This window comes from Massilia eburnea, assembly GCF_050709955.1.
GTDB lineage: Bacteria > Pseudomonadota > Gammaproteobacteria > Burkholderiales > Burkholderiaceae_D > Rugamonas > Rugamonas eburnea_A.
On record NZ_JBNZFX010000028.1, the window covers coordinates 25,144 to 42,911 of the forward strand.

Below are 17,768 nucleotides of genomic sequence, written 5' to 3' on the forward strand. Positions count from 1 at the left end.
GCATGGCAATGCTCGCCGTACGCGAAGCCCTCGATTTCCTGCTCGCGGCCGCCCGTCCGGTGGCAGGGGGTGGAGAACATCCCAACCCTGGAAGCCAATGGCCGTGTGCTTGCGAGCGCCGTGGTGTCGGCCATGAACGTGCCAGGCCATGACAATACGCAGATGGACGGCTATGCCGTGCGTGCCGCGGATTGCGCCAGCGGCGATGCTACGCTGACCGTCACGCAGCGCATTCCGGCAGGCCATGTCGGCCAGCCGCTGCTGCCCGGATGCGCCGCGCGTATTTTCACCGGCGCCTTGATTCCCGAGGGCGCGGATGCCCGTCGTCATGCAGGAACAATGCGAAGCAAACGATGGCCTGGTAACCATCCGCCATGCGCCTAAAGCAGGCGAATGGATCCGCCGTACCGGCGAGGACATCAGCGTGGGAAGTGTGATCCTGGCAGCGGGCACACGCTTGCGCAGCCAGGAGCTGGGCCTGGCCGCATCGATCGGCATGGCGGAGCTGAACGTGCGCCGCAAGCTGCGCGTGGCGGTATTCTTTACCGGCGACGAGCTGGCGATGCCGGGCGAACCACTGGCGCCAGGCGCGATCTACAATTCCAACCGCTTCACGCTGCGCGCCTTGCTGGAAAACCTGGGCTGCGAGGTCCGCGATTTCGGCATCGTGCCGGATTCACTGGAGGCCACGCGCAATGTGCTGCGCCAGGCGGCGGACGGCAATGACCTGATCATCACCTCCGGTGGCGTCTCCGTCGGCGAAGAGGACCACATCAAGCCGGCCGTTGAAGCGGAGGGCAAACTGAATATGTGGCAGATCGCAGTCAAGCCGGGCAAGCCGTTGGCGTTTGGCGAAGTAGGGCAGGCGTTCTTCCCTCGGCCTGCCAGGGAATCCGGTGTCGAGCTTCGTCACCTTCCTGTTGTTCGTGCGCCCATTCCTGCTGCGCCTGCAGGGCGCCGACGTGCCGGCGCAAGCGCGCGGCATCTTGTGTGCGCGCCGATTTCAACTGGCCAAAAGCTGACCGCCGCAACGAATTCCTGCGCGCTAAACTGAACGGGCAGGGCGGCCTGGACCTGTTCCCGAACCAGGGTTCCGCTGTGTTGACCTCGACTGTTTGGGGCGATGGCCTGGTGGATAATCCAGCGGGCAATCCGATTGCGCCGGGCGACCTGGTGCGCTTCATCCCTTTCAGTGAACTGATGTACTGATATGCTGATCAACCTTAAATATTTTGCCAGCGGTGCGCGAAGTGCTGGGCAGTGGCGAGCAGGTGGTACTGCCGCCAAGCGCCGAGACGGTGGGCGATGTGCGTGCCTGGTTGTTGGCACGCGGCGAGCCGTGGGCGAGCACCCTGGCCGAAGGGCGCGCCTTGCGCATGGCCTGCAACCAGCGCATGTGCGACGCGATGACGCGCGTTGCGCCGGGCGACGAGGTTGCCTTTTTCCCACCTGTGACAGGCGGTTAACACTGACTGCTGTGCGCACGCAACAGTCGAGTTCCGGCTGTTGACCACCGGCACTGTCGCGTTATACTGGCTGACATGCGGCCCCAAACCTGCGCCGCGCCTGTCACCTCACACCGTTCCTGTCGCCTCTTCCCTGCGGCTTTTCCCTTCACTGCAAGGAGAGTCGCAATGGGTTTCGTCTTTGCCGCCCTTGGCTTGAATGCCATCACCAGGGCTCACGCTCCGGTCCCACCGCGCAAGCGCGCACAGAAGCTGCATATCGCCGGTTCCTCCACCATGGAACCCCTGTTGCAGGAAATCGCTGCCAAGTACCGCTTGATGCACCCTGAGATTGGTGTCGAAGTGGAGCTGGGTGGTTCATCGCGCGGCCTGGACGATGTGCGCTCCGGCCACGCGCACATCGCCATGCTGTCCCGCGCACTGGCGCCGGCCGAGCGCGATTTGTACGGCATTCCGATCGCCCGTGACGGCGTTGGCGTTGTGGTGCATGCGAATAACCCGGTGCGGCAGGTGAGCGATGAAGAGCTGCAAGCCATTTTTACGGGCCGCATGCGCGAATGGCCGGGCGCGGACGGCGGCAAGGACGACATTTATGCACTGGGTGGGCTGCGCGACGGTGCTTCCAGTTCCCTGTTTGCGCGCTTTCTCCGGCAGCCGCTCGATAGTTTCCGCCTGAACGCGGCAGTTGAATCGGATATCGAGCGCCTGGCCGTCGTGGCCTCGTGCGAGAACGCAATCGCCTACGTTTCGGTGGGCGCCGCGGAGCATGCCATTTCACAAGGCGTGTCGGTACGCCTGCTGCCGATTTCCGGCGTCGCCGCCTGCACAGCGAACATCCGCAACGGCAGCTACCCAATCTGCCGTGTACTCACCCTGGCAAGCAGGGATGCGCCAACCGGCGTCGCACGAAGCTTCTTCGCCTTCTGCCTTTCCGCCCAGGTGAACCGTATTCTGTCGGCATTCGACTTGGTACCTTACCTGGACTGATGGCATGGAAAACCTGGCCCTGAACAGCATGCCTGAAGCAGGCAAGCGCGGCGCGGCGGAACATGCGCTGGCTTGCCACGATCCGGCCACAGCCCTGGCCAGCCGGACCTTGTTCAACGACCGCCTGCGCCAAGCGGTGATGGCCGTCGGGCGCACCGGGCGCAAAGTCGCAGTAATGGCTTTGACCATGGACTGCTATCGTGGCGTCAAGTCCAGCCTGGGTCACGACGCTTGCAATGCCTTGCTGATGCACGCTGCATCTGCCATCAAGTCCTGTCTGGGGGAACGCGCTACCGTAGCGCACTTGCTCCGCAACGAATTTGCTGTAATCGTGCCTGACATGGCCAGCGATGACGACGTGCTGCCGCTGGCATCCAAGCTGCTGGAGGCAATCAAGCAGCCAATGTACTGGCAGGGGCAGTTCCTGACGACGACTGCCAGCATTGGCATCGCGTTGATGGGCAAGGATGGCGGCGAAGCCGCGCGCATGCTGCAGTCGGCCAATTCAGCCATGGCGCATGCGCTGGGCCACGGGGGCAATCGCTTCCGCTTCGTTGCGCACGAGATGAATGATCGCGCTTCGCTGATGTTCGCGCAGGAGGCCGAACTGCGGCGCGCCTTGATGTACAACGAGTTCGTACTTCACTACCAACTGCGTACGGGGGCGGCCGAGGAGGGTCCGGTTGCGGCCGAAGCGCGTGTCCTCTGGCAGCATCCGAAGCGCGGGCTGGTAGCGCTGGCGGACCTGATTCGAGTGGCTGAAATCAGCGGCCTGATCGTTCCTCTCGGTGCCTGGGTGATCCGCGAAGTATGCCGCCAGCAGCGTGCGTGGCGGGACGCAGGGGGGCCGATGTTGCCGGTCTCGATCAGGCTGTCGCCGCGCCAGTTCAGCGAAGATGGCCTGGTCGAGCATATCGAGGTGGCAATGGAAGAGTATGGCGTCCAATCCGACATGCTGAGATTCGAGATCACCGCAGCGATCGGTCAGGACTACCTCGGCGAGACCGAGTCTGTGCAGAAGGAACTCAAGTCGATTGGCGTCAAGCTGTCATTTGTCGACTGTGGCAGTGGCCAATCGGCGGCGGGCCAAGGAATCTGCCCCTCAATCATCGACCAGCCGCTGCCGGCGGACGCCTTCGCCCAACTCCTGGCAGCCGATCGCCCGAGATCGACTACAATGCTGCCCCTATGGAAAGCAATCAATTACAAGGCGTAGCGGTGATCGGCGGCGGCCCCGCCGGCTTGATGGCGGCCGAAGAATTGGCAGCAGCCGGGGTGCGTGTGGATGTGTATGACGCGATGCCCTCGGTCGGCCGCAAATTCCTGCTGGCCGGCCGCGGCGGCATGAATATCACCCATTCCGAACCGTATGAAGCCTTTATGGCACGTTACGGCAGCCGCGCCGGCGCCTTGCGCCCAATGCTGGATGCCTTCAAGCCCGACGACCTGCGCGCCTGGGTCCACGGCTTGGGCATCGATACCTTTGTCGGCACCTCGGGCCGGGTGTTCCCGACCGAGATGAAGGCCGCGCCCATGCTGCGCGCCTGGCTGCACCGCTTGCGCGAAAGTGGCGTGCATTTCCACCAGCGGCATCGCTGGCTCGGCTGGTCGCCAGACGGCGCCTTGCGATTCGAGACGCCGCAAGGCGGGCGGACGGCACGCCACGGCGCCGTCTTGCTGGCCCTGGGCGGCGCAAGCTGGGCGCGCCTCGGCTCGGACGGCAGCTGGCAAGCGCTGTTGGCGGAACGCGGCGTTGAAGTCGCACCCCTGGTCCCCGCCAACTGCGGCTTCGATGCCGGCTGGAGCGCCCACTTTGCCGAAAAATATGCGGGGCAGCCCCTCACCACGGTGGCGATCGGCGGCCGCAAAGGCCAGATGGTGGTCACTGCGACCGGTGTCGAAGGCAGCCTGATTTACGCGCTGTCGGCGGGCATCCGCGACAGCATCGCGGCACAAGGCCGCGCCATCATCGAGCTGGACCTGCTGCCCGACTGGCCGCTGGAACGCCTGCAACAGGAGTTGTCGCATCCGCGCGGCTCGCGGTCGATGTCGAGCTTCCTGCAAAGCCGCGTCCATATCAAGGGCGTCAAGACTGGCCTGCTGCATGAAGTGCTGGATAAGGAAGCCTTCCACGATCCGCAGCAAGTCGCGGCAACGCTGAAAGCCCTGCCTGTCACGCTGCGCGCCCCGCGCCCGATCGATGAGGCGATCAGCAGCGCCGGCGGCGTTCGTTTCGAGGCTCTGGAAGGGACGATGCTGAAGGTGATGCCGGGCGTTTTTGTGGCCGGCGAAATGCTGGACTGGGAAGCCCCGACCGGCGGCTATCTGCTCACTGCCTGTTTCGCCAGCGGCCGGGCCGCCGGCAGGGACATGCTGCGCTACTTAATGAACCCAGCTGACGCCGCCTGAGCCGCTGCGGCTGACATTGCGTTCGGATGGATTGCCAAACACGCGGATATTGCCGGTGCCCTTGACGGTGAGATCGGCCGATTGACGGGCGAACACATTGGTGGTGCCGGAGCCCAGCAGGGTCACCACCACCTTGTCGGTTGCCAGGTGCTGCGCATCCAGGTCGCCGGAGCCGGTGACTTCGGCAGTGAGTTCCTTGCAGCTGCCGCTGGAGGTGATGGCGCCCGAGCCCACCATCTCCAGCATCACCTTCTCGCCGTGGCCGGTGTTCAGGTTCAGGTCACCGCTGCCATGCACGCCGGCTTCCACATTCTTGTAACGGCCATTGAAGGTCAGGTTTCCCGAGCCTTGCAATTGCACGCTCAGGTGCTCGCCACTGAAACCGTTGACGTTGCTGTCGCCGCTGCCGTTGATCACCAGTTCGTTCAGGGATGGTAGTACCAGCTCGACTTCAATCGGGCGGCGCGGATGCAGCAGCAGGCCTTTGGACCCGATACGCAGCGTCGATCCATCCTGTTCGGTGCCGATATTCGCCAGCAGGCGTTGCTCGCCGCGCACTTTCAGGGACGCCACATCGCCCTGTTTCAGGCGCAGGTCGATCGGGCCAACCAGTTCCACATTTGAAATCATCGCGCTGACCTCGCGCACTTCGGTGCGGGCGGCGCGGCCGGCCACGCTGGTTGGATTGGTGGCGCCCTGGGCGCGCAGCATGCTGTAAGTGACGGCAGTGAGCAGCACTGCGAGCAATGCCATGCCGAAACCGATTTTGAGCAGGGAACGGATATTCATTGCGTTTCCTTTCAGTGCCCGCGTAGCAGCGAAACGTTCATCTGGATGTAGCGTTTCAAGCCGATCAGGGAGTAGCGCGTGATCACAATGCTGGCCAGGCTCAGCACGATACCAAGCAGTACCAGGCCAATGCCTACGGCGGTCTGCGTGGCGCGCGATTCGTTATCGAGGTCGGAGGTGATGCGTACCCCGCCTTCGGCCATGGCTTCCGCGCCTTCCAGCCATTTCTCGGACTTGCTGTCCGCCTCAGCCCACTCCTTGCGCAGGCCCGGCGAAGGTTCCTGGAATACGTCGATGCCCTGGTCGCTGATCGAAATCTTGGTCTGCATGCGGGTGTCGACCTGGTCGCCTTCGTCGTCAAAGATCACGAGGTGGCGCAATGGGCCGCTCAGTACCAGTTCGTTGGCGCCCGCCAGGCCGGTTGCCGTTACGGCAATGCCGCTGACGTAAAAAGCGAAGGCACTGGCGTAGATCGACAGCAGCAGCGCGGAAAACACGGCAGCCGGCACCACCATGAAGAGGTTGAAGATGCCAAGGCCGATGAGCGAGAACATCATGCGCGCCAGGTTGGCCGGGTTGCGTTTTTGCTTGAATGCGCCGCGGTGGACGTTGGCGCGCAAAGTCATGGCGATCTTGCGCGGCTCGTCCAGCTCGGCGGCGATTTCCGCTTCGGTCTGGCCGGCGGCCAGGCTGTCGATAAACCGCTGCTCGTAGTAAGCCATCGTCTTGGCCGCCAGGTCAGGCGGCAAGCCGGTGAGGGCCTTCCTTAGTGCATCCAGGTACTCATGCTTACTCATGGGAAACTCAAGCCTCCTGTTGTTCCATGATTGCACTGTAGCGCGTGCACTGGAGGGCCCCGAGCTGTTTACGACAGGATGCAGGAATGGGGGAGCAGGCGACTAAAACGCGGGACAGGCGGAGCATCAAGGTTTGGCCTTCGCGAGCAGGCGGGCGGCTTGCACACCACTGCGGACAGCCATTTCGAGCGTGGCGGGATATTCGCCGGCGGTATAGTCGCCAGCCAGGACCAGGCCTTTGGCGGGCGTTTCGTTGCCTGGGCGCTTGAGGCCGGGCGCACAGGCGTAAGTTGCGCGCTTTTCCGTGATGACCTTGCTCCAGACTGGCTTGGCCAGTCCCGGTTGCGCCAGGTCGACGGCCAACTGAGCCGCCACAGCCGCCGTCAGTTGCTCTTGCGGCAGGCTGGCTGCTTCGCTGGAGGCGCTGATGACGACGGCGAACAGGCCGTCCTGCCCGCCATCGAGCTGGCCGCGGTCAAACACGAACTGGCCCCAGCGCTGGCTGGCCGGATCGTCAACCAGGGCGTAGAACGGGAGTTCCAGGCGTGTGCCTGGGGCGTATTGCAGATAGCAGGTAGTGATCGGCTCAGGCGCGAACGCCGCCAACTGGCTTGCCAGTTCGGCAAACTGCGTCGAGGCGCCGAGCAGGCCGGCGGTCGCGGCGGGCGAGGCGGCCAGTACCACACCGTCGAAATTTCCCGTCCAGTCGCCGCCTAAGGCTGCGCCGCTGGCGTGCACGCTCCAGCCATCGGCAGAGGGCCTGGCCGCGGTGACTTTCGCGCCTACGTGAATGGCATTGCCTTTACCTTGCAGCCAAGCTGCGGCGGCGTCGGGGAACAGCGCGGATAGGTCGGCGCGCGGCAGCAGCATGTCCGACGCGGCGCGGTTGGCGCCGAGGCTGTCGCGCAGCACGGCAAGGAACACCTGGGCCGACGCGCGCTCCGGCGGTGTATTCAGCGCGGCAAGGCATAACGGCCGCCACATCAGCGCCACCAGCCGTGGCGTCTGGTCGAAGCGCTCCAGCAACTCCGTTACGCTGCAATCGTTATTCAAACGCCAATCCATCCAGCGCGCAGTAGTGCTGAAGCGCGCCAGCGCCATCTTGTCCGCACGCGACAGGCCGCGCGCGCGCAGCAGGGCCATGCCGAGATGCAGCGGCGCCGGCAAGCGCGGCGCCAGGAAATCCATGCCGCCGCCAGCGGGCGGATACCGCATCTGCAAGGGCAGGGTGAGAACGGCCGAACGCAAATCCACGCCGACCGCGCGCATGATGCGCAGCGATTCCGAGTATGCCCCCAGCATGATGTGCTGGCCATTATCCAGTTCACGGCCATCGATGGAAACGCGTCGTGCCCGGCCGCCCAAGGTGCGCGCCGCCTCGAACAGGGTTACCCGGTGACCGGCTCGAACCAGTTCCACGGCGGCAGCAAATCCCGCCCAGCCGCCGCCGGCGACGGCAAAGTGCTTAGCCACGAACCCAGGTCTTCCATGCCAGCCACAGTTTGCGGATAGGCGTCAGCGAAATGCGCTGTTTGAGGACGTGATAGCCATCCTCTTCGATCTCGTTCAGCAAGGTGCGGTAAATGGCCGCCATGATCAGGCCCGGACGCTGGGCGCGGCGGTCTTCCTTCGGCAGCAACGCAAACGCTTCGTCGTAGGCTTTCTGCGCGCGCGCCACCTGGAACGCCATCAACTTCGCGAAATTCTCTGTTTCACGGGCGTTGAGCAGGTCCGCCGCAGTCACGTTGAACTGCTGCAGTTCATTGACCGGCAGGTAAATGCGGCCTTTGCGCGCATCCTCGCCCACGTCGCGGATGATATTGGTGAGCTGGAACGCGTGCCCCAGCTTCTCGGCGTATTGCAGGGTTTCCGGCCGCGTCACGCCGAAAATCGAGGCCGACAGGATGCCGACCACGCTGGCCACATGCCAGCAATACTTCGACATGCCCGCGTAATCCAGGTAGCGGGTCTGGTTCAAGTCCATCTCCATGCCGTCGATGATGGCCTGCATATGCTCCTGCTTCAGGTCATATGTCGCGATATGCGGCTGCAAAGCCTGGGTCACGGGGTGCGTCTGTTTGCCCTGGTACATCTGGGCGATCTCATTGCGCCACCAGGCGAGCTTGATGCGCGCCAATGACTCGTCGGTGCACTCGTCGACGGTGTCGTCGACTTCACGGCAAAAGGCATACAGCGCGGTGATTGCACGTCGGCGCTCCGGTGGCAGGAACAGGAAGCTGTAGTAGAAACTGGAACCGCTGGCGGCGGCCTTTTGCTGGCAGTATTCGTCGGGGGACATGTTCTTTTGGCTTGGGTAATGCTGACAAAGGCGCTATTTTATAGTGAAGAAGGCTTCATTCGAAGCGCGCGCCATAAAACCTTGAACCAATCGCGCTTTTCAAGCTTCGGACGACGCAGGAAAACGTCGTAATCGACTTCCTCGATCGCCTCCAGAATGCGCAGGCCGCCCTGTACCACCATGCGCAGCTCCAGGCCGATGCGGCCTTTCAGGCGGCAGGCCAGCGGGGCGCCGGACAGCATCAGGGCGCGGGCGCGGTCAACCTGGAATTTCATCATGGCGCTCCATTTGGCCCGGTTATCGGGGCGCGCCAGGTGGGCCGGTGACAGCGCGTAGCGCGCCAGGTCTTCCATCGGCAGGTAAATGCGCTCCTTATGCTCGTCGATCGCCACATCTTGCAGGAAGTTGATGATCTGGAGGGCTGAGCAAATGGCGTCCGACTGGCGGATATTTTCTTCATTGGCCGCGCCGTACAGGTGCAGCATCAGCAGTCCGACCGGATTGGCCGAGCGGGCACAGTAATCCAGCAGGGCCGCGTAGTCCTGGTAGCGGTGCACCACAATGTCTTGCTTGAAGGCGGACAGCAGGTCGTAAAAAGGGCGCAGCGGCAGTTTATGCTGTTCGATCACGGCGGCCAGCCGCTCGAACATGGGTTCATGGCCACCCTCGGCCCGCTCGATGCGGCCCAGGGCTTCCTGGTAGGCGTCCAGGCCGGCCAGGCGCTGCTCGGAGGTGGCGACGCCCTCGTCGGCGATATCGTCTGCGCTGCGGGCAAAGGCATAAATCGCCTCCACTGCCGGACGCAATCGGCGCGGCATGAGGATGGAAGCGACAGGAAAATTCTCGTAGTGGTCAACGGACATAGAGGTGCTGTTCTAAATTAATGACGCGAAAGTCATTTGCAAGTGCGGTTGACCCGGATATAATTTTTTCTTACTAAACGGAAAGTCATTTAGTTCCAAACGGGAAATAATAATGGCAAACATGCACTCCCGGCAATTGCCAGAGACACTAAAAAGGAATTCCATCGTGTTCGTAGCGAAAAAACTACCCCTGGTTGCGGCCTGCGCCTTGCTTCTCGCAGCCTGCTCAAAAGAGGCCCCCAAGACCGAAGATATCCGGCCGGTACGCGCCATGGTGCTACAAAGCTCGGACATCGATGTGAATGCCGAATTCTCCGGCGAAGTCCGTTCGCGCGTCGAATCGCGCCTCGGCTTCCGGGTTGGCGGCAAGATTATCTCCCGCAAAGTCGATGTGGGGAGCGTCGTCAAGCGCGGCCAGGCCCTGATGGATCTCGATCCGCAGGACTTGAAGCTGTCGCAGGCGCAGTCGATGGCGGCCTTGCGCGCAGCCGAAACCACGCGCGACCTTGCCAGTGCTGAATTGAAGCGCTACCAGGAGCTGCGCGAAAAGAACTTCGTCAGTCAGGCCATCCTGGACGCCAAGCTGTCGAGCTATAAATCGGCGCAAGCGCAGGTCGACTCGGCGCAAGCGGCCTACCGCGGCATGTCCAACCAGGCCGGTTACGCCAGCCTCGAAGCGGACATCGACGGTGTTGTCACCGCAGTCGATGCCGAAGTAGGGCAGGTTGTCTCGCCCGGCACGCCGGTGGTGCGCGTCGCCAAGACCGATGAAAAGGAAATCGTGTTCGGCGTGCCGGAAGATAAGGTCGACACGCTGCGCTCCATCTCCGATGTGCATGTGCGCCTGTGGGCCACCCCGGGCAAGTCGGTGCAAGGCAAGATCCGCGAAATCTCGCCGGTGGCGGACCCGTTTACCCGCACCTACGCTTTCCGGGTCTCGATTCCCGCCAGCCTGTCCGAGGCAAAGCTGGGCATGACCGCGCTGGTGGCTTTCGCCTCGCGCTCGCCGCAGCCACAGATCAAGGTGCCGCTGACGGCACTGTTCCATGAGAAGTCCGCAACTTCCGTGTGGGTGGTGGAAAACGGCGCCGTGCGCCTGGTGCCGGTCACTGTGAACGGCGTGTCGGGCAATGACCTGGTGCTGGGCAGTGGCGTAAAAGCCGGCCAGACCGTGGTCACAGCCGGCGTCAACCTGCTGAAGCCAGGCCAGAAAGTCACCATCCTCGGAGCGTCTAAATGAAGGGCTTCAACCTCTCGCGCTGGGCGCTGGAGCACATCCCGCTCACGCGCTACCTGATTGCGGTGCTGCTCCTGGGCGGCATGCTGGCGTACAAAAACCTGGGGCAGGATGAGGACCCGCCGTTCACCTTTCGTTCCATGGTGGTGCAGGCTTTCTGGCCTGGCGCAACTTCGCTGCAGATGGCGGAGCAGGTTACCGACAAACTGGAAAAGAAGCTGCAGGAAACGCCTTTTATCAATGAGATCACCAGCTATTCCAAACCTGGGCAAACCCTGATCCTGATTAGCCTGCGCGAATCGACGCCGCCCAAGGAAGTTGCGCAGGCCTGGTACCAGGTGCGCAAGAAGATTGGCGACATCCGCTCGACGCTGCCGTCCGGAGTGCAGGGTCCCGTTTTCAATGACGAATTCGGCGATACCTACGGCTCGATCTTCGCGCTGTCCGGCGACGGCTTCACATATGCGGAGTTGAAAGACTACGCTGACCTGGTGCGCCAGCAGCTGCTCGGCGTGAAGAAGGTCTCCAAGGTCGAGTTGTTCGGCGTGCAGGACGAGAAGATCAACATCGAGTTCTCGCACAAGAAATTCGCCCAGCTGGGCCTGACCATCGAGCAGATCGCCAACCAGATCGCCACCCAAAACGTGGTGGAAGCGACGGGCGTGGTGGTGACGCCGACCGACAACCTGCAAGTGCGCGTTTCGGGCGCGCTGCGTACGGTCAAGGACCTGGCAGAGCTGGAGCTGCGTGCCAATAACACGACTTTCCGCCTGGGCGACTTCGCCACCATCAAGCGCGAATACCTTGATCCGCCGCGCGACAAGATGCGCTTTAACGGCAAAGAGGTGATCGGCCTGGGCGTGTCAATGGAGAAGGGCGGCAACATCATCCAGATGGGCAAGGAGCTGGAGAAGACCGTCAACTCCATGAAGACCAAGCTGCCGGTCGGGATTGAGCTGGCGCGCGTGTCGGACCAGCCGGCCGCCGTCACGGCCTCGGTGGGCGAATTCCTGCATACCCTGATCGAAGCGGTACTGATCGTGCTGGCGGTGAGTTTCGTCGCCCTTGGCCTGCACACCAAGCCGAAATTGAGCATGGACACGCGTCCGGGCCTGGTGGTGGCGCTGACCATCCCGCTGGTGCTGGCGGTGACCTTCCTGTTCATGCGCATCCTGGACATCGACCTGCACAAGATCTCGCTCGGCGCCCTGATCATCGCGCTCGGCCTGCTGGTAGACGATGCCATCATCGCGGTTGAAATGATGGTGCGGAAAATGGAAGAGGGCCATTCGCGGCTGGAAGCGGCGACTTTCGCCTATACCTCAACGGCGATGCCGATGCTGACCGGCACCCTGATTACCGTCGCAGGCTTCCTGCCGATCGGCCTTGCGGCATCGGCGGCGGGCGAGTACACCTTCTCGCTGTTCTCGGTGAATGCGATCGCGCTGGTGACTTCGTGGATCGTGGCCGTGGTGTTCACGCCTTACATCGGCTATATCCTGTTGAATGTGAAACCGCACTCGGAGGGCGGCGGCCATCACGAGCTGTTCGATACGCCAGGCTACCGCAAGTTCCGCGCCGTCGTGAACTGGTGCGTGGAATTCCGCAAGACCACGATTGTGGCGACACTGGTGGTGTTCTTCCTCGGCGTGTATGGCTTCAAGTTCATCGAGAAGCAGTTCTTCCCGGATTCGAGCCGCCCCGAACTGATGGTGGAGATGTGGTCGCCGGAAGGCACCGCGTTCGCCCAGACCGAGCTCCAGGCCAAGAAATTCGAAGAATTCATCCGCAAGGAGCCAGGCGTCGCCAGTGTGACCACCTACGTCGGCACCGGCAGCCCGCGCTTCTACCTGCCGCTGAACCAGATCTTCCCGCAGACAAACGTGTCGCAGGCCGTAGTGCTGGCGAAAGACCTGCATTCGCGCGAAGAACTGCGCAAGAAGATCAGCAATGTCTTCAAGACCGATTTCCCTGAAGTGCGCGGCCGCGTGCAGTTGCTGCCGAACGGACCGCCGGTGCCGTATCCGGTGCAGTTCCGCATCACCGGTACTGAAGTGGAAGGGGTGCGCTCGATTGCCGACCAGGTGAAGGACATCATGCGCGCCAATCCGAATGCGGTGGGCGTCAACGACAACTGGAACGAGTCGATCAAGGTGCTGCGCCTTGACCTGGACCAGGACAAGATGCGCGCGCTGGGCGTTACCTCGCAAACCGTGATGCGGGCGGCGAACACCATCCTGTCCGGTACGCCGATTGGCCAGTTCCGCGAAGGGATCCGCCTGATCGACATCCAGGTGCGCCAGCCGCTGGACGAGCGCAACACCATCGCGGTCCTGAACGACACCTACATTCCGACCAATAGCGGTCGTTCGGTGCCGATCTCGCAACTGGCACGCGTGCATTTCGTGTGGGAGCCGGGCGTGGTATGGCGCGAGGGTCGCGAATGGGCGATTACCGTGCAGTCGGACGTGGTCGAGGGGGTGCAGGGTCCGACCGTGTCGGGGCAGATCAATCCGAAACTGGATGAGCTGCGCGCCAAACTGCCGCCGGGCTACGAGATCAAGGTGAAGGGTGCCGCTTCGGACAGCAGCGCCGCGGAGGAGTCGATCGCCGCCAACCTGCCGCTGGCTGTATTCATCATCTTCACGCTGCTGATGCTGCAATTGCACAGCTTCTCTCGTGCGCTGCTGGTGTTCCTGACCGGGCCACTGGGCGTGGCGGGGGCGGCGATGGCGCTGCTGGTGATGGGGCGTCCGCTGGGCTTCGTGGCGAACCTGGGCATTATTGCGCTGTTCGGGATGATTATCCGTAACTCGGTGATCCTGGTGGACCAGATCGAGCAGGACATCAAGGCGGGCGTGCCGGCATGGGATGCCATCGTGGAATCAGCGGTGCGCCGTTGCCGTCCGATCATCCTGACCGCTGCAGCGGCGGCGCTGGCGATGATTCCGTTGTCGCGTTCCGTGTTCTGGGGGCCGATGGCGGTGGCGATCATGGGCGGCCTGATCCTGGCGACCGCGCTGACCTTGCTGTTCTTGCCAGCTTTGTATGCGGCTTGGTTCCGCGTGCCAAAACCGGCAAAGTAGGATCAGGCGGGTCCGACCCTTGGGTCGGACCCGGAATTGCCGGTTTTGCTCAAATGTTGCGCATAACGCAAAAAAACCACTTCCGCACTCTAGAAACACCGTATAGAATGCCGGGTTGAAGTTGAAAGCCCCGGGCGACCCCGTTTTCACTGTAAGGTCGCCCTTTGCTTTTGTGCAAATATGCCGCGAGGATGGCGAAATTGGTAGACGCACCAGGTTTAGGTCCTGACGCCAGCAATGGTGTGGGGGTTCGAGTCCCCCTCCTCGCACCATAAGTACACTTAAATTTTTATTGGACGATTTTTACAATGGCCACTGCAGTTGAAACCCTGGGCACTCTCGAACGCCGCATGACGATTTCCTTCCCACTGTCGGACGTACGTTCCGAGGTGGAAAAGCGCCTGAAAGTGCAGGCTCGCTCCGCACGTGCTCCTGGCTTCCGTCCAGGTAAAGTGCCAATGAAGATGGTTGCCGCACAATACGGCTACCAGATCGAAACTGAAGTGCTGAACGACAAAGTCGGCCGCGCTTTCAACGATGCTGCCAATGAAAACCAGCTGCGCGTAGCTGGCTTCCCACGCATCGAGCCAAAACAAGACGCACCAGAAGGCCAGCTGTCCTTCGACGCAACCTTCGAAGTCTACCCGGAAGTTGAAGTCGGCGACCTGACCAATACTGAGATCGAAACCGTCAAGTCCAACGTGACCGACGTGGAAATCGACAAGACCATCGACATCCTGCGCAAGCAGCGCGTGCACTTCCACGTGAAGGGCGAGAAGGGCGAACACGGCGACGGCGGCGAAGCTATCGCTGCCAACGGCGACCGCGTGACCGTGGACTTCGTCGGTTCCATCGACGGCGTTGAGTTCCCAGGCGGTAAAGCTGAAGGCTACCCGTTCGTACTGGGCGAAGGCCGCATGCTGCCGGAATTCGAAGCCGCAACCGTCGGCCTGAAAGTGGGCGAAGCCAAGACCTTCCCGCTGTCGTTCCCAGAGGACTACCATGGCAAGGACGTGGCTGGTAAAACCGCCGAGTTCACCATCACTCTGAAGAACCTGGAATGGGCGCACCTGCCGGAAGTCGACGCTGAGTTCGCCAAGTCCCTGGGCGTGGCTGACGGCGACCTGGCCAAAATGCGCGAAGACATCAAAGTCAACCTGGAGCGCGAAGTTGCTGGCCGCGTCAAGGCGCGCAACAAAGAAGCCGTGATGGACACCCTGGTGAAGACCGCGACCCTGGAAGTGCCACAGTCGCTGATCGCCCAGGACACCGAGCGCCTGGCTGAGATGACCCGTCAGGACATGGCCCAGCGCGGCATGAACGTAAAAGATGTACCATTCCCTCCAGAGCTGTTCAAGGACAAAGCCGAGCGTCGCGTACGCCTGGGCCTGATCCTGTCCAAGCTGGTGGGCGACCAGAACCTGCAGGCTACCCCTGACCAGGTGAAGGCGCAGATCGAAGACTTCGCACAAAGCTACGAAGATCCACGCGAAGTGCTGAAGTACTACTACTCCGATCGCCGCCGCCTGGCCGAAGTCGAAGCTCTTGTATTGGAAGAAAACGTCGTTACTTACGTCCTGGGCCTGTGCAAGAACGTCTCGAAAGAAGTTCCTTTCGACGAACTCATGGGAAGCGTACAAGCTTAATAGCTTGATATCATTCGACGCCGGCCCCGAGCCGGCGTTGTTTTCAAAGGAATTGGAATGAATCGTAATCCCGCACTCGATACGGAAATGCTCGGCCTGGTGCCGATGGTGATCGAACAAAGCGGCCGCGGTGAGCGCTCGTACGATATCTACTCGCGCCTGCTGAAGGAACGCGTGATCTTCATGGTCGGTCCGGTCAACGACCAGATGGCCAACCTGATTGTCGCCCAGCTGTTGTTCCTGGAAAGCGAAAATCCGGACAAGGACATCTCGCTGTACATCAATTCCCCGGGCGGTTCCGTTTCTGCGGGCCTGGCGATCTTCGATACCATGCAGTTCATCAAGCCTGACGTGTCGACCCTGTGCACCGGCATGGCCGCCTCCATGGGCGCCTTCCTGCTGGCCGCAGGCGCCAAGGGCAAGCGTTTCTCGCTGCCGAACAGCCGCATCATGATCCACCAGCCGTCCGGTGGTTCGCAAGGCATGGCGTCGGATATCGAAATCCAGGCGAAAGAGATCCTGTACCTGCGTCACCGCCTGAATAGCATCATGGCAGAGCGCACCGGCCAGTCGATCGAGCAAATCGCCAAGGACACCGACCGTGACCGCTTCATGTCTTCGGATGAGGCTGCGGAATATGGCCTGATCGACAAAGTCTTGACCAGCCGCGCATAAGCGTCCTTGCAAGTCGACGCCCGGACGCTACAACGTTCGGGCGTTTTGCTTTTATTTCGGGTAGCATGTGGTTGTGCGCAGGATTTCTTGCTTGTGCGCACGGCAAATTTGCACCAAAACTAAAGATTAGTCCCATGTCAGAGAAAAAATCCTCCAGCGGTGAAAAACTGCTTTACTGCTCGTTCTGCGGCAAAAGCCAGCACGAGGTGAAGAAGCTGATTGCCGGCCCGTCCGTCTTCATTTGCGACGAGTGCATTGACTTATGCAATGACATCATCCGCGACGAGACGTCCAGCATCGAATCTGTCACGGGCGCAAAATCGGACCTGCCAACCCCGCAGGAAATCGCCGATCTGCTGAACCAGTACGTGATCGGCCAGTCGACTGCCAAGCGCATCCTGTCCGTGGCCGTGTACAACCATTACAAGCGCCTGAAGCACCTGGGCAAGAAGGATGACGTCGAGCTGGCCAAGTCCAACATCCTGCTGGTGGGCCCGACCGGCTCCGGCAAGACCCTGCTGGCCCAGACCCTGGCGCGCATGCTGAATGTGCCGTTCGTGATCGCCGACGCCACCACGCTGACCGAAGCCGGTTATGTGGGTGAAGACGTTGAGAACATCATCCAGAAGCTGCTGCAGAGCTGCAACTATGATGTGGAAAAAGCACAGCGCGGCATCGTCTATATTGATGAAATCGACAAGATTTCCCGTAAGTCCGACAATCCGTCGATTACCCGCGACGTGTCGGGTGAGGGCGTGCAACAGGCGCTGTTGAAACTGATCGAAGGCACCATGGCTTCGGTGCCTCCGCAAGGCGGCCGCAAGCATCCTAACCAGGACTTCGTGCAGATCGACACCACCAACATCATGTTCATCTGCGGCGGCGCGTTTGACGGCCTGGCGAAGATCATCTCCAATCGCTCCGAAAAATCCGGTATCGGTTTCGCGGCGGAAGTGAAGAGCAAAGAGCAACGTTCGAACAGCGACCTGATGTTGGACGCCGAACCGGAAGACCTGATCAAGTTCGGCCTGATCCCTGAACTGGTGGGCCGTCTGCCGGTGGTGGCAACGCTGGCTGAGTTGACCGAAGAAGCCCTGATCGAAATCCTGGTCGAGCCGAAGAATGCCCTGGTCAAGCAGTACTCCAAGTTGCTGGAAATGGAAGGCGCCGAACTGGAAATCCGTCCTGCCGCATTGCATGCCATCGCCCGCAAGGCACTGGCCCGCAAGACCGGCGCCCGCGGCCTGCGTTCCATCCTGGAACACGCGTTGCTGGACATTATGTTCGACCTGCCAAACCAATCGAACGTCACCAAAGTCGTTATTGATGAAAATACGATCACCAGTGGCGCAAAACCCCTCCTGATTTATCAGGAATCCCCAAAAGCAGCAGGGGAAAACTAAATAGGGTTTTGAATCGCTGAGGCAAGGCGTTACAATCGGTCTCAATAACCAAACGCCGGCTTCAGTCGAAAAGCCACTCGCGATCTCCCATCGCGCGTGGCTTTTTTTGTT

At 61.6% G+C, this 17,768-nt stretch carries 13 protein-coding genes, 1 tRNA gene and 2 pseudogenes; 11 read left to right on the forward strand and 5 right to left on the reverse strand.

All coding sequences use genetic code 11. From position 1 onward, the window contains the following. Positions 1 to 8 precede the first annotated feature (8 nt). The 5 genes and pseudogenes from ACQ4MM_RS14605 to ACQ4MM_RS14625 all read left to right on the forward strand — a co-directional run bounded on the left by ACQ4MM_RS14605 (position 9) and on the right by ACQ4MM_RS14625 (position 4,862). Positions 9 to 1,209 (forward strand): annotated as a pseudogene (locus tag ACQ4MM_RS14605) (molybdopterin molybdotransferase MoeA). Position 1,210: 1 nt separating this feature from the next. After that, positions 1,211 to 1,466: pseudogene (gene moaD / locus ACQ4MM_RS14610) on the forward strand (molybdopterin converting factor subunit 1). A gap of 168 nt (positions 1,467 to 1,634) precedes the next feature. Further along, positions 1,635 to 2,453, forward strand: a complete 819-nt coding sequence (locus ACQ4MM_RS14615; protein ID WP_431478041.1) for a substrate-binding domain-containing protein — start codon at positions 1,635 to 1,637, stop codon at positions 2,451 to 2,453. 4 nt (positions 2,454 to 2,457) lie between these two features. Continuing rightward, positions 2,458 to 3,669, forward strand: a complete 1,212-nt coding sequence (locus ACQ4MM_RS14620) for a diguanylate cyclase domain-containing protein (RefSeq protein ID WP_431478042.1) — start codon at positions 2,458 to 2,460, stop codon at positions 3,667 to 3,669. Further along, positions 3,642 to 4,862, forward strand: a complete 1,221-nt coding sequence (locus ACQ4MM_RS14625) for a TIGR03862 family flavoprotein (protein WP_431478043.1) — start codon at positions 3,642 to 3,644, stop codon at positions 4,860 to 4,862. The genes ACQ4MM_RS14620 and ACQ4MM_RS14625 overlap by 28 nt, the downstream gene beginning before the upstream one ends. Here the strand turns inward: ACQ4MM_RS14625 and ACQ4MM_RS14630 are convergent. The 5 genes from ACQ4MM_RS14630 to hpnC form a co-directional block, all read right to left on the reverse strand. Beyond that, entirely contained in the window at positions 4,836 to 5,651 is an 816-nt protein-coding gene (locus tag ACQ4MM_RS14630; RefSeq protein WP_431478044.1) for a head GIN domain-containing protein, read from the reverse strand. The two genes, ACQ4MM_RS14625 and ACQ4MM_RS14630, sit on opposite strands and share 27 nt — an antisense overlap. An 11-nt stretch (positions 5,652 to 5,662) precedes the next feature. Beyond that, positions 5,663 to 6,448, reverse strand: coding sequence for a DUF1700 domain-containing protein (locus ACQ4MM_RS14635; RefSeq protein ID WP_431478045.1), 786 nt, complete (start codon positions 6,446 to 6,448; stop codon positions 5,663 to 5,665). A 126-nt stretch (positions 6,449 to 6,574) separates the two neighbouring features. Continuing rightward, complete coding sequence (gene hpnE, locus ACQ4MM_RS14640) at positions 6,575 to 7,921, reverse strand: hydroxysqualene dehydroxylase HpnE (RefSeq protein ID WP_431478046.1); 1,347 nt, start codon at positions 7,919 to 7,921, stop codon at positions 6,575 to 6,577. Beyond that, positions 7,914 to 8,747, reverse strand: coding sequence for a presqualene diphosphate synthase HpnD (gene hpnD / locus ACQ4MM_RS14645; RefSeq protein WP_431478047.1), 834 nt, complete (start codon positions 8,745 to 8,747; stop codon positions 7,914 to 7,916). The genes hpnE and hpnD overlap by 8 nt, the downstream gene beginning before the upstream one ends. A 38-nt stretch (positions 8,748 to 8,785) precedes the next feature. Beyond that, a complete protein-coding gene (gene hpnC, locus ACQ4MM_RS14650) occupies positions 8,786 to 9,610 on the reverse strand; it encodes a squalene synthase HpnC (RefSeq protein ID WP_431478048.1) in 825 nt (274 codons plus the stop codon). Positions 9,611 to 9,776: 166 nt separating this feature from the next. Here hpnC and ACQ4MM_RS14655 point away from each other — a divergent pair, with 166 nt between their 5' ends. From ACQ4MM_RS14655 to clpX, 6 genes are all read left to right on the forward strand, one after another. Continuing rightward, entirely contained in the window at positions 9,777 to 10,850 is a 1,074-nt protein-coding gene (locus ACQ4MM_RS14655; RefSeq protein WP_431478049.1) for an efflux RND transporter periplasmic adaptor subunit, read from the forward strand. Continuing rightward, the gene (locus tag ACQ4MM_RS14660) at positions 10,847 to 13,933 is read left to right on the forward strand and encodes an efflux RND transporter permease subunit (RefSeq protein ID WP_431478050.1); all 3,087 of its coding nucleotides are present in this window, start codon (positions 10,847 to 10,849) and stop codon (positions 13,931 to 13,933) included. The genes ACQ4MM_RS14655 and ACQ4MM_RS14660 overlap by 4 nt, the downstream gene beginning before the upstream one ends. 185 nt (positions 13,934 to 14,118) lie before the next feature. Further along, positions 14,119 to 14,205 (forward strand) — tRNA-Leu (locus ACQ4MM_RS14665). Positions 14,206 to 14,241: 36 nt separating this feature from the next. After that, a complete protein-coding gene (gene tig / locus ACQ4MM_RS14670) occupies positions 14,242 to 15,579 on the forward strand; it encodes a trigger factor (protein WP_431478051.1) in 1,338 nt (445 codons plus the stop codon). 57 nt (positions 15,580 to 15,636) lie between these two features. Beyond that, positions 15,637 to 16,254, forward strand: a complete 618-nt coding sequence (gene clpP, locus ACQ4MM_RS14675; RefSeq protein WP_055927915.1) for an ATP-dependent Clp endopeptidase proteolytic subunit ClpP — start codon at positions 15,637 to 15,639, stop codon at positions 16,252 to 16,254. Between the two features lie 134 nt (positions 16,255 to 16,388). Further along, on the forward strand, positions 16,389 to 17,657 hold the full coding sequence (gene clpX / locus ACQ4MM_RS14680) for an ATP-dependent Clp protease ATP-binding subunit ClpX (RefSeq protein ID WP_431478052.1): 1,269 nt from the start codon (positions 16,389 to 16,391) through the stop codon (positions 17,655 to 17,657). Positions 17,658 to 17,768: the final 111 nt, after the last annotated feature.